At 33.0% G+C, this 12,682-nt stretch carries 14 protein-coding genes; 4 read left to right on the top strand and 10 right to left on the bottom strand.

Features of this window, described 5'->3' with window-relative positions; translation table 11 throughout:
- Positions 1-56 precede the first annotated feature (56 nt).
- Both FND99_RS16715 and FND99_RS16710 read right to left on the bottom strand, forming a co-directional pair.
- Positions 57-440 carry a YtxH domain-containing protein gene (locus FND99_RS16715; protein ID WP_144339072.1) on the bottom strand — a complete coding sequence of 128 codons (384 nt, stop codon included), beginning with the start codon at positions 438-440 and terminating at the stop codon, positions 57-59.
- Positions 441-595: 155 nt separating this feature from the next.
- The gene (locus FND99_RS16710) at positions 596-1,495 is read right to left on the bottom strand and encodes a NifU family protein (protein WP_144339071.1); all 900 of its coding nucleotides are present in this window, start codon (positions 1,493-1,495) and stop codon (positions 596-598) included.
- Between the two features lie 143 nt (positions 1,496-1,638).
- Between FND99_RS16710 and FND99_RS16705 the strand changes: the two genes are divergently transcribed.
- Together FND99_RS16705 and FND99_RS16700 are read left to right on the top strand one after the other, a co-directional pair.
- A complete protein-coding gene (locus FND99_RS16705) occupies positions 1,639-2,628 on the top strand; it encodes a PorP/SprF family type IX secretion system membrane protein (RefSeq protein WP_144339070.1) in 990 nt (329 codons plus the stop codon).
- A gap of 6 nt (positions 2,629-2,634) precedes the next feature.
- Positions 2,635-3,147 carry a gamma carbonic anhydrase family protein gene (locus tag FND99_RS16700; RefSeq protein WP_144339069.1) on the top strand — a complete coding sequence of 171 codons (513 nt, stop codon included), beginning with the start codon at positions 2,635-2,637 and terminating at the stop codon, positions 3,145-3,147.
- Between the two features lie 92 nt (positions 3,148-3,239).
- Here FND99_RS16700 and FND99_RS16695 read toward each other — a convergent pair whose 3' ends face one another.
- From FND99_RS16695 to FND99_RS16675, 5 genes are all read right to left on the bottom strand, one after another.
- On the bottom strand, positions 3,240-3,956 hold the full coding sequence (locus tag FND99_RS16695) for a LytR/AlgR family response regulator transcription factor (RefSeq protein WP_144339068.1): 717 nt from the start codon (positions 3,954-3,956) through the stop codon (positions 3,240-3,242).
- Positions 3,957-4,089: 133 nt separating this feature from the next.
- Positions 4,090-5,196: a sensor histidine kinase gene (locus FND99_RS16690; protein WP_144339067.1), complete on the bottom strand. Its 1,107-nt coding sequence runs from the start codon at positions 5,194-5,196 to the stop codon at positions 4,090-4,092.
- A complete protein-coding gene (locus FND99_RS16685; RefSeq protein WP_144339066.1) occupies positions 5,197-5,532 on the bottom strand; it encodes a DUF4907 domain-containing protein in 336 nt (111 codons plus the stop codon).
- Entirely contained in the window at positions 5,519-6,526 is a 1,008-nt protein-coding gene (locus tag FND99_RS16680; protein WP_144339065.1) for a kelch repeat-containing protein, read from the bottom strand. Before FND99_RS16680 ends, FND99_RS16685 begins: the two co-directional genes overlap by 14 nt.
- Positions 6,527-6,542: 16 nt before the next feature.
- Complete coding sequence (locus tag FND99_RS16675; protein ID WP_246074236.1) at positions 6,543-7,334, bottom strand: DUF6268 family outer membrane beta-barrel protein; 792 nt, start codon at positions 7,332-7,334, stop codon at positions 6,543-6,545.
- A gap of 281 nt (positions 7,335-7,615) precedes the next feature.
- Here FND99_RS16675 and FND99_RS16670 point away from each other — a divergent pair, with 281 nt between their 5' ends.
- Both FND99_RS16670 and FND99_RS16665 read left to right on the top strand, forming a co-directional pair.
- Positions 7,616-8,947 carry a DUF4270 family protein gene (locus tag FND99_RS16670; RefSeq protein ID WP_246074235.1) on the top strand — a complete coding sequence of 444 codons (1,332 nt, stop codon included), beginning with the start codon at positions 7,616-7,618 and terminating at the stop codon, positions 8,945-8,947.
- Positions 8,948-10,183 carry a PorV/PorQ family protein gene (locus FND99_RS16665; RefSeq protein ID WP_144339063.1) on the top strand — a complete coding sequence of 412 codons (1,236 nt, stop codon included), beginning with the start codon at positions 8,948-8,950 and terminating at the stop codon, positions 10,181-10,183.
- Between the two features lie 3 nt (positions 10,184-10,186).
- Here the strand turns inward: FND99_RS16665 and murI are convergent, their stop codons facing one another.
- From murI to FND99_RS16650, 3 genes are all read right to left on the bottom strand, one after another.
- Positions 10,187-10,963, bottom strand: a complete 777-nt coding sequence (gene murI, locus FND99_RS16660; protein ID WP_144339062.1) for a glutamate racemase — start codon at positions 10,961-10,963, stop codon at positions 10,187-10,189.
- A 153-nt stretch (positions 10,964-11,116) separates the two neighbouring features.
- Positions 11,117-11,620 carry an OmpH family outer membrane protein gene (locus FND99_RS16655; protein ID WP_211356640.1) on the bottom strand — a complete coding sequence of 168 codons (504 nt, stop codon included), beginning with the start codon at positions 11,618-11,620 and terminating at the stop codon, positions 11,117-11,119.
- 14 nt (positions 11,621-11,634) lie between these two features.
- Entirely contained in the window at positions 11,635-12,663 is a 1,029-nt protein-coding gene (locus FND99_RS16650) for an OmpH family outer membrane protein (RefSeq protein WP_144339061.1), read from the bottom strand.
- Positions 12,664-12,682 lie beyond the last annotated feature (19 nt).

Genomic DNA, 12,682 nt, shown 5'->3' with positions numbered 1-12,682 from the left:
GCGTGATATTTTGCAAATATAAAAATTTTTATTTTTATAAGAAAAGGAATGCAGTTTTATTCCTTATCATCATCTTCAATTGCTGGCTCGCTTACATCAGCAACCGTTTCTGAAACTATTGATTTTGTTTCATCAGCTGTTTGTGCAGTTTTCTCTTTTACAGTTTCAATAACATCACTGATTTTGTCAGAAGCTTTTTCAACATATTCACTCACAACTTCTTTTGCTTGATGTGCATATTCAGCTGCAGATTCAATAATTGGTTCTGATGCTTCCTTTGCTTTCGCAATTGTTTCTTCAGCAAAAGTCTCTGCTTTTTCAATGTACGGAGCTGCAGCTTCTTTAGCTTGCTCAAAAGTACTTTCGGCGTTATTTGCCAGTTCGTTTACAGATTCTTTGGTCGAGCCAAATAAATTCTTGAAAAAAGAGGATACTCCCATAGTTTTATATTGATTGGTTAAGAATACAATATTAAACTTTTTTGCAGAATATTAGTGGTTTTGTGTTGATAATTTATTGAAAATAAGACAGGTATAAATTCAAATAAAAATGTCCGCTTAGTGCGGACGTTTTATTTGAAAAATAATTATTTCTATTAAGCATTCAAAGCTTCAACTGTAATTGCTTCATCATTTAACATACTTTTCAGCATGTTCTCGATACCACTTTTTAAAGTAAAAGTCGATGATGGACAACCGCTGCAAGCACCTTGCAGAATAACTTTTACAGTTTTGTTGTCTTCGTTATAAGAATCAAATGCAATATTTCCGCCGTCAGCGGCAACTGCTGGTTTTACATATTCTTCCAAAATGTTGATGATTTGCTGTGAAGTAACATCTAATTTGTCAAATGCTTCATCTTTAGCAACATCATTTTTCGCTTTAGTTTCAATTAGTGTTTCATCTAGAACAGTTCCACCGTTTTCGATAAACTGTTTAATGAAAGTTCTTAATTCTAAAGTAATTTCGTCCCAGTTATTGATTTCATATTTTGTTACCGAAATATAATTTTCATCAATAAAAACTTCTTTTACATAAGGAAATTTAAACAATTCCTGTGCAAGAGGAGAAGAAGCCGTTTGATCGATATTTTTGTATTCAACCGCATTACGAGTCAACATTCTGCTAACAACAAATTTTAAAGCTGCCGGATTTGGAGTTGTTTCTCCATAAACCGTAATAGGTTGTTTTTTTGGCTTGTTTTCGTCAATATTCACGATAACACCCCCTTTGTCAACAAAAGCTTCAATTTGTTCTGCAACTGCGTCTTTTACATCATCCCAATCAACAATGCTGAATCTTTCAATTGCAATAAAATTTCCCGAAATATATACTGTTTTTACAAACGGAAGATAAAATAGTTGTTGTGCAAGTGGCGAAGCTTGTGCCTCATCAATATTTTTGAATTCAAAATTTTGATTTTTAGTAATGAAATCTTCAAATTCAAACTTTAAAATAGTAGGGTTTTGAGTTTCTTTTATAGTGATTTTTGTCATGGTCATATATTTTTTGCAAATTTAGTAAAGTTATTTTCTACTAATACTTATATTTGATTTTTTAATAAAATAATTAAGACTCTTTTCAAATAAATCGTATTAAATTATGAGAGTCAAAAATTTCTCTAAACAATTTTGCCTTTATGGAATTTAGAATCAGGGTTTTATTCATTTTTTTAGTTACGTCATTTTATTCTTATTCGCAGGAAGGAATTCCTGTTTACTCAGATTATTTGTCGGATAACCTTTATTTGATTCATCCATCAATGGCTGGTGCAGCGAATTGTGCAAAAGTGAGATTAACTGCAAGAAAACAATGGTTTGGGCAAGATGATGCGCCTTCACTTGGAACTTTAAGTTTTAACGGAAGAATAGGGGAGCGCTCAGGAGCTGGTATTATTGTTTTTAACGATAAAAACGGCTACCATTCTCAAAAAGGACTAAAACTTACGTATGCGCATCATATCATGTTTTCTAGAGATGAACTTGATTTGAATCAGCTTTCATTTGGTATTAGTGGCGGAGTGATCCAGAGTCAGTTGGATGAAACTAAATTTGGAGGAAGTTTTGACCCGATTGTTTTCGGTTCTATTCAAAAAGATTCTTATTTCAATGTCGATATTGGTGCTTCTTATAATTTTTTGGATTTTTATGCACATGCTACTATTCAAGGACTTCTTGAAACCAGAAGAGAACTTTACACAGATTATGAAAGTGATAATTTAAGAAAGTTATTGCTTAGCGCTGGATATGTTTTTGGTAAAAATGGAAATTTCACATGGGAACCATCTGTATTATTTCAAGCTTTTGACAAGACTAAAGAAAAAACTATCGATTTGAATATGAAAGTCTACAGAAATGTGGATTTTGGAAGTATATGGGCAGCGCTTTCCTATAGAAGAAGTTTTGATGGTGCACAATACACAACAGGAAGCGGGATACAATCTCAAAAACTGCAATATTTTACGCCAATAATTGGAATTAATTATAACAATTTTATGTTTGCTTATACCTACTCGCAAGTTATGGGTGATGTAAAATTTGATACAGGAGCTTATCATCAAATTACTTTAGGGATCAATTTATTTTGTAAAAAAGAACGTTACGATTGTAATTGTCCTGCTATTAATTAAGTTATTATGTTAATCAAGTCAGTAAAAGGAAAATCGCCTTTGATTCCAGAGGATTGTTACGTCGCTGAAAATGCGACCATAATTGGTGATGTTACATTTGGGGATTCTTGCAGTGTATGGTTCAACGCCGTTATTCGCGGTGATGTTCATTTTATTAAAATTGGCAATAAAGTAAACATTCAGGATGGAGCCGTTATTCATTGCACGTATCAAAAACATCCTACTATTATTGGTAATAATGTTTCAATAGGACATAATGCGATTGTGCATGGCTGTACAGTTCATGACAATGTCTTAATAGGCATGGGAGCAATCGTTATGGATAATTGCGTAATTGAAAGCAACTCAATTATTGCTGCCGGAGCCGTTATAACACAAAATACGGTTGTTGAATCTGGAAGTATTTACGCGGGCGTACCGGCCAAAAAAGTGAAGGATATTAATCAATCTGATTTTGCTGGTGAAATCGAACGAATTTCAAACAACTACGTAATGTATTCTAGTTGGTTGAAGGAATAATTTCAAGCAGAATATTCAAATAAAAAATTCCAAATTTTAATGAAACGTCAAAATCATTAGAATTTGGAATTTGTTTTTTTTTTGGATTTTAATTATAGGTTGATTTTTTCAAAAAAAGCATTTTTATAGCTTTCGCTGATAGGAATTCGTTTGTCGCTAATCAAAACTTTATTTTTCTGAATCGATTTGACATGTTTTATATTGATGATATATGATCTGTGAATTCGTGAAAATCCTTTGCTGGAAAGCAAGTTTTCCAATTTTATCAAACTGATTAAGGTTAGCGTAAATTTATTGTCTGTAGTATATATTTTTACATAATCTTTCAGGCCTTCGATAAACAATATATCCGAAAAATTCATTTTTACATTTTCATATTCGGCTCTTACAAACATAAAATCCTGCTCTAGTTCTGGCGCTGATGTGTTTTCAGAAATTGCTTGAACTGCAGTTGCGGGATTTACAATTTGCTGTGCTCTTACAACCGATTTTAAAAAGCGATGAAACGGAATTGGTTTTACCAAATAATCAACCGCGCCAAGATTAAATCCTTCAACAGCATAATCAGAATACGCTGTCGTAAAAATTACCAAAGGTTTTTTTTCAATAGTATTTATAAAGTCAATTCCAGAGAAATGCGGCATTTGGATATCCAAAAAAATCAAATCGACATTATTTTGGTTGATGTAAGAAACGGCATCAATTGCATTATTGAAAGTATTTACTAATTCAAGCGAATCTACTTTTTTGACAAAATCTTCTAATAATTCAACTGCTAAAGGTTCGTCGTCAATAATTACACATTTCATCTGTTGGAAATTTGGTTTTGAAATTTTGTTTTGGTGTTCAAAAATACTTTGAAATCAAATAATTAAGTTTTAAAGTTTTCATAAAATAAGCGCTTATTTTATAATTATCTCTTAACGTTTTAAGTGCTGTTATTTAATTTATAGCGGTCTTGATTTCATCTAAATTTAAATTCAGATGCACTCTATAAAATTGATTGTCTTGCGTGATTGTCAACTGATGGGCATTTGGATACAGCAAATCCAGTCGGTTTTGAATATTAACCAAGCCAATTCCTGAATTTTCTGGATCTTTTGTATAATTTTCGATTGTATTTTCTATCCAAAAATCAAGCCTATTTTCATGAATAAAAATTTTGATTTTAACATGTGCAGCGCCTTTATAATCGGTTCCGTATTTAAATGCATTTTCAACAAATGAAATCAAAAGCAAAGGCTCTATAAATTTATTTTTTGTGTCACCATGTACATTAATTATAATGTCTTCAATGTTGTTGAGTCGCAGTTTTTGCAGTTCAATGTAATTCTGAATATAATTGATTTCTTTTTCTAAAGCCACCGTTTTATTATCGGTTTCATACAGCATGTAGCGCATGAGTTCAGATAATGTGACGATGGCATCAGGGACCAAATCAGATTTCTTGTGTGCCAATGAATAAATACTGTTCAAGGAATTGAATAAAAAATGCGGATTGGTCTGTTTTCGCAAATAAATCAATTCAGTATTTGTTCTATGAGTTTCGGCAATTAATTTATTTTGCTGATTGTTGTAAAATTCAGTCAATGTTCTGATAATTGCGCTTATTGTCAATATTAAAATATAGAAAAATGAAGGTGCAATTTTGAAAAAGAAGGGTTGTCTTATTTCGGTTCTAAAATGAACGCCTTTTGCTAAAAATTTAGTATCGGGCATCATTCTTGGCGGACGCATATTTTCGGGACGTAAATGTCTGAATTCCGGGATAAAATAATGCGTTCTTATGACCATAAAAAAGACAATAAGAACAAGAACAAAAACAGAATAAAGCCAATATCTTTTTTCTAAAAGCAGAACCGGAACCAAGTAAAAATAGTTCAAATAAAACAAAATAATTCCTGTAGTCCATTGAGCATAAAAATCAGTATTGATTTTAAACGGACTTTCGTAAAATTGAATTAATGAAGTCAATATAAAGAAAACCCATATAATACAATGAAATAAAATTTTGTTGGAACTTGTATTTTTAATGGCGTCGATTTTCATTTAGAATTTTATTTTTAATAAAATTAAATCATTTTTCGTTAAAGTAGGAGGCATATCGTTTTCTAATCTGCTTGCGACCAATTCGGCTGTTTTTAAAGCTTCATTTTCTGTCGAAAAACTTTTCGTATCGCTTATTACAGGAATGATAGATTGCTTTATCAGAATTTTATTTTTGCTTGAAACGGTATATCCCCAGCCGGTTTTGGTTTTAAAGGAATCGATTTTAAATTTTTCAGTTTTTGAGCAGGCAACAAATTGTAAAACAATCAGAATAAACAATAAATTCTTCTGGATTTTACTCCAGAAGAATTGTTTTTTGGTATTAATTATCGTCATCGCTTTGAGCATCAAGAGGTTTAAATTCCCACGCATCATCAAAATACGTTGAGCCTATTCTTCCCAGCATATAAAAACCACGATTGTTGATTGCAAAACCAACAGCATCTGTTCGTGTTGCACCTTCCATCGAAGTTCGTTCTACCCAAAGATCTGTAGATGGATTGTATTCCCAAACTGTTTTAATTCCATCACCTCCCACTACATATCCAAGACCGTTCATAGAAAAACTTGACGCATTAGAACGTGTTACAGCATATTCATCATTATAAGTATAATCGTCATTTGTGTCTTTGTCGATATCGCGTTTTCTAGTCCAGACATCGGTTGCAGGATCAAATTCCCAAAAATCTTCCTGATAAACACCATTATTGATTCCGGTTCCTAAATATGCTTTGTCGCCAATTATAAAAACAGTTGCATTTCTTCTTTTGTTGCCACTAAAGCCATTTACTAATGTCCAGGCATTTGTCTGATCATTGTATTGGTAGAAATCTTTTAAATAATTTCCGTCGTATCCGGTTCCAAAATAAGCCTTTCCGCCAACTTGAAATCCTAATGCGCCGTAGCGTCCGGTTCCTGCAAAATCTGCTTTTTGGGTCCAGCTGTTGCTTACTGGGTCATATTGAAAAAAGTCTTTTAGTTTATTCGTTCCATCATAACCAAGACCAACATAGCCTTTTTCATTTAAAGCAAAACTCGATGCAGAACTTCTGCCTACACCAGTAAAGTCAGCTTTTTGCTCCCAATAATCGCCATTTGAATTATAAGCCCATAAATCTTTTAAATATACATCGCCAGTGTAGCCGGTTGCAATGTAAGCGTAATCACCAATTACAAAACTAGTGGCGCTTGATCTTGCCGGACCATCAAACGCCGACTTTTTTATCCAGTTTCCTACCAAATCATCATCAGTATTGTCATTGCTGCAGCCAACAAAAATAAGGGCTGTAAACAGTGTCGCGAATAATATTCCTTTTTTCAAATTATTCATAGTGTATTAAATTTATTTATTGTTTGTATTTGATGCCAATGCTAAAAATGCCACCGTTTCCGGTATTAAAATTGTAAGCCGTATGATCTTGTGAATCTGTCAATTTGTATTTTTTATTAAAATCATAACCGACTCTAAAATTCAAAAACCAATTTGTATCGACATTTCGTTCATATTCAAAAGCTGTTGTCATTTGCGATAAACTCATTTTTGAAGCATTATAATTTTCGTCCGACTTTTTATCCAAATAATAAAAACTTCCGTTAAAACTGTTTGTTAAACTGAATTTGTTCCGGAGATTATTTGAGTATGAAATATTTGAATCTGGGAATCCTGCAGATACTCTGATTTTTTCATTCAGAATATAATTTATCGCCAAAAGAGGAATAAATTTTGGCGTTCCAAAAACAGTTGATCTCGCGGCGCCCATAGTAATATTTGCATTTGCATTTAATTGACGGATAATTTCAAAACTTCCCAAAAGTGTAAAATCAGAAAGATCCAAATTCTCTTGAAAGCTGAACATTGGCGTTGCCGAAAATTTCAGTTTTGTCTTATCTGAAGCTTGAAATAGATAATCTACTCTATTTTGAAACTGACTGAAATGATCTAAATCTTCATATCCTGAAAATGGATACAATTCATAATTCACATTCAATTTTGAATATCCCGTTGTATTTATCAGCTGGTTTTTTGCATTTATTTTTTTGTTGAATGACACCAAAACGCTGCTTTCATTAAAATCAATTTTATCAGTTGGTTCAGTTTTTAAATTCACACTTGCCAAAAAAGTTTCTTGAGCCTTCATACTATAAAATGAAATGGTAAAAACGGAACATATTAAAAGCCTTATTCTCATTACTTATTTATTGGTTCAAAAGTAGGTGGCTAGTGGTTTTAAAAAAAAGAATATATATGTATGGCTCTTTTTGATAGACTAAACTGCGTTTTTCAAGGCTGAAGCAAAGTTTTGGTCATGCAAGACTATTATAGATGATTTTTTGCTGTCTGTAGTCTAAAAATCCGTGGCTGTATATGTTATAGTGTAGTGCAGATTGTGCCAATTTATATTTGCTGAAAAATTCTATTATGCACAAGTTTATATTGATGTTCTTTTTTGCAGTGACGATACTTTCATGCGGCACAGATACTGATGCTGGTGAATTTGTTGTTGGTTCAGATTATCTAGCGGTGAGCAATAAAGCAATTTTGATTGATACCGTAACGGTTGATATGTCGACAATAAATTTTGATTCTTTGACGACGTCAAATAAAAGCCGAATTTTAATTGGAAATTATGACGATCCCATTTTAGGGAAAGTTAAATCAAACAGTTATTTTCAGTTGGGAAGCGATTCATATACTTTAAATATAACTGGAGGTTCAGATACCGAAGCGGTCAATTTTGTTTTTGATTCCATTTCCATGATTTTAAAGTACGATAATTATTATTATGGCGATACTACAAAAGTGCAGACTTTTGATATTCATAGGTTGACACAAAAAATAAAACCAAATACCGGCGACAGTAACTTATATAATAATTCATCTTTCACGTATAGTGATGAAAGTATTGGATCTATTTCATACAAGCCAAGACCAATTGAAAAAGATTCTCTTGTAATTAAAATGAGCGATGCTTTTGGTTCAGCTCTTTTTCAGAAACTCAAGAAAAGAGAAATTACTGATTTTGACAGTTTTTCAGAATATTTGAAAGGACTCGTTTTGGTGCCTTCTACTTCAAATTCGTCAAGCGTTATTGGGTTTCATGTTTCAACAAGCAAAGTCAGGTTGTATTATTCCAAATACCAGGCAGATACTGAAGAGACGCCTTATGTGTTAGATTTTAAAATTACGGATGTAACAAAACAATTTAACTCGATTTCACTTGATAAAACAGGAACTTTGATTCAGGATTTGCCCATTTCCAGTAGTAAATTGCCAAGTTCGGCAACAAATCAGCAAGGATTTATACAATCAGGGACAGGATTGGCCTGTCGTATTGATTTTCCTAACATAAAACAGCTGAAATATATTGCCGATAATGGGGCAATTGTAAGTGCAGAACTCATTGTAAAACCGGTCAATAATTCCTATTCTTCAAAATATCCTTTAGCCGATTCCTTGTCTGTTTTTGTAGCTGATAAACTTAATAGAATCAGCACGTCTTTAGTGAATTCAGCCGGAACAACTGTTTATGGCATTTTAAATAAAAAAAGTGATGAGTTCAATGAAGATGTGGGATATTCTATTCCGGTTGGTAATTTTTTGCAAAGAGAAATGCTGAAAAAATCGGATTCGAAATCTTCTCTGATTTTGACATTGCCTGGAATTTATAAAACAGTAAACCGAATTGTTTTGGGCGATCAAAAACATTTGAATAATAAAATTCAATTGAAAATTTATTACATCTCTTATTAAATGAAAAATAATATAATTTATTTAAGCTGCTTCATTTTAATGTCGCTGACTTCATTTTCCCAAAGTATTTCAAGTTCGCCCTATTCGCTTTATGGCGTTGGAAGCGTCTACGATTCTGATTTTGGAATTCTTCCAGCAATTGGTTCATCAGGTATGGCTTTGCCTTCAGATACTTTTATCAATAATTTAAATCCTGCGTCGCTTGGTTTTGTTTCTCTGAATCATTTTATGTTTGATATTGGCGGAAAAGCAATTGCTACAACCTATCAAAGCAGCTTACGCTCTGAAAAACGAAATAATTTTCAGTTTTCTCACATGGCTTTTGCTTTTCCAGTGACCAAAAACTCGGGATTTAGTTTGGCGCTTCGTCCTTATTCGAGCGGTGCTTTCAAAATTTCAAATCTTGCGTTGCCTATGGAAAACAGTCAGGAATATTATTATTTGACAGCCGTTGGATCTGGCGGATTAAATAATTTTGATTTTTCATACGGATATCGATTTGGGAAAAAGCTGTCACTTGGTTTTACAGGTTCTGTATTATTTGGAAATGTTTCCGATGAGCGAAATTTCCTCATTCAAAACACGCTTACAACAGTCGCAAAAAAAACAGACTATAAAGGTTTCCGAGCAACATTAGGAGCGCAGTATAAAATAGATTCTACCTTTACAATTGCTCCCGTAATTAAATTGCCTGCTCAAATCAAGGCATCAAAAGTGCAAAATGTACAAGTTATTGCAGACGAAATAACAACGACAATTCAATCGAATGTAGCTTCTGATGTAGATGATTATTATATGCCTCTAGAAATTGGTGCAGGATTTAGCAAACGTTTCAAAAATAATCTGAATATGACTTTTGATTATGAAAAAAGTTTTTGGAATAATACGAATCAATCTGAGTTATACGGAAATTTTGTAAATCAGGATAGATTTGCTCTCGGTTTTACTTACAGCGCCAAAAAAGATATTCGAAGATATTGGGATCATGTTCAATATGCGATGGGAGCCAATTTTGATAACGGATATCTCGAAGTTGACGGAAAAAGAGTAAACAATGCCTCAGTTTCAATTGGTCTTTCATTACCAATAGAAAACACGTTGACAACCCTGAATATTTCTTATTCGTACGGACAAAAAGGACGAATTGCCAATGATTTAATAAAAGAAAATTATCACAAATTGTCTTTGAATTTATCTTTAGACGGAATTTGGTTCGTCAAGCGAAAGTTTGAATAATTTTTAAAAATCTTTATGTACAACCGGATATTTATACTCTAAAATTGATTCTAAAACCGCCGGATTTGAATTGACATAAAACTCAGGCTCGCTTCCAGCAAGATCAGATAAACCAACTTTTTCACGCAAAACATTTTGTGTCTGACGGGCCACTGCTTCACCAGAATCAATAATCTGGATGTGGTCCGGCAGAATTTTTTTTATCTGAGGAATCAAATAGGGGTAATGGCTGCAACCTAAAACCAAATAATCAATATTGGCATCAATCATTGGTTGTAAATACGATTCTAAAAGCTTGGTCATTTCTGGCGAATTGAGATTTCCATCTTCAATAAGCTGTACTAGTCCATGGCCAACTTGCTCTATTATAGTGGTGTTTTGGAACATTTCGGCCGTTTTATTAAATAGTTCGCTGTTTAGCGTTCCTTTGGTAGCCAAAATACCTATAACTTGAGTTTTCGAATTATTAGCAGCGGGTTTAATAGCCGGCTCAATACCTATAAACGGAATATCATAATCGGCACGAAGTTCACGAATGGCATTTGTTGTGGCAGTATTGCATGCTACAACAATTATTTTACAGCCCTTTTCAATTAAAAAATCAACATTTTTTTTACTCAGAGCAACAATTTCTTCTTTGGTTTTTTGACCATAAGGAGCATTTTTGCTGTCGGCTAAATAAATGGTTTTTTCGTTCGGAAGAAGATCATGAATGGCTTTCCAGATGGAAGTTCCTCCAATTCCAGAATCAAAAACGCCTATAGGATTGTTATTCGTCATAAATACAAATTTAATATTTTTTGAAATAAATTGACGTTTCAATTTAATTGAAATCTGTAAAAACTTTTCTTTTTTAATTTTAATTTATTGTAAAAAAAATGCTCGGACTTTTAAAGTACCGAGCAATTTTTTTGATAATAAGAAATCAGTTTCTTAGAATCCTAAATCTTTTTTCACATCAGCAGTGATGTTTGGACCATCAGCCAAGATAAGTGTAGAACCATCTAAAACGTATTGGTAACCTTTAGCTTTTCCAACTTTTTGGATAGAAGCTTTCACTTTTTCCATAATTGGTTTCATGATATCAGAATCTTTTTGCTGAAGTTCTTTTTGTGCATTGTCTCTGTAATCAACAATTCTTTTTTGCATGTCTTGAACCTCTTTAGCACGCTCTGTATTAACTGCCTCAGTTGCTGTAGTTGATTCAGTTTCGTACTTTTTGATTTTAGTTTGGTATTCGTCAACCATTTTTTTGTATTCTGCGTCGTATGTGCCACTTAATTTTTGTAGTTGATTTTGAGCATCTAGCATAGCAGGCATTTTCGACATAATCTCGCTAACATCAACATGGGCAACCTTAGCCTGTGCATTCATTGTGTTACTTGCGCCTAAAATTAGAACGGCAGCAATTAGTAAAGTTTTGATTTGTTTCATCATTTTTAAAATATTAATTAATTATTGGTCGTATTTGATTTTTGTGCTTCGGCTTCTTTTGCTTTTTTAGCCGCTTCTCTTTCCTCAAGTATTTTCTTTCTTCTTTCTTCTAATTCTTTTTTACGTTGTTCGTACAGTTTTTGTCTTTCTGCTGCTTTATCTACTGCTGGCTCTGTTGTTGCAGGTGCAGTTTCAGTAGTTGCTGCAGGTTTTGCCGTTGTCCCGTCAGTTTTTGCAGCTTCCATTGTTTTCGCGGCTTCCGTTGTTTTCGCTGGTTCAGAAACCGTGCCATTTTTTTTAGCTTCCCTTTCGGCTTGTATGGCTTTACGTCTGTCGTCGTATTCTTTTTTCTTAGCTTCCTGTTCTAATCTTCTGTCTTCGATCAGTTTTTCTCTAGCAGCTTTCTTTTCATCTAATGCTTTTTGTCGATCAGCCATTGCTGGGTTTTCATCAATTGCATTTTCTTTACTTTCTTTAATTTCCTGATCTTTCAATTGTTTTTTAGTCAATTGCTCTCTTTTGTCAGTTCTGTTTAAAATTCGAATAACCTGGTCGCTGATATCATACTTTTTATTGCTGAAAAGCATTGTAAGGTCGGAAGATTTATCAAAAATAAAATCATAGTTTTTTGCTTCAGCAATATCCTGCACAGCAGTAAAAACTTGATCCTGGATTGGTTTGGCTAGTGAGGCCTTTTGATGCATTAGATTTCCATCAGATCCAAATTGTTTCTGCTGATAATCCATCATTTCAGTTTCCAGAAATTTTATTTCAGTTTCTCTTTCGTCAATAAGCTCTTTTGTTAGAAGCGCTTTTTCGGCTTTAAGACTTTCTTTCAGTTTATTTATTTCTATTTTTTTGGCTTCAATTTCTTGTTTCCATTTTTGAGCTTTTAACTCTAATTGTGCTGTAGCCTCTTTATAGTCAGAAACATTTTCAAGTATGTACTCCATATCGATGTAGCCAATTCTTGTTGTTCTTGTCTGTGCCTGACTTGTATTTGCTACAATCAAGGCTAAAAATATAAATAAAAACTGTTTTATCATAACATAACTTTATTTGTGA

This window comes from Flavobacterium daemonense, assembly GCF_007341385.1.
Lineage (GTDB): Bacteria > Bacteroidota > Bacteroidia > Flavobacteriales > Flavobacteriaceae > Flavobacterium > Flavobacterium daemonense.
The sequence above is the reverse complement of the archived record's forward strand: the minus strand, read 5'-3'. Positions and strand labels throughout refer to the sequence as shown.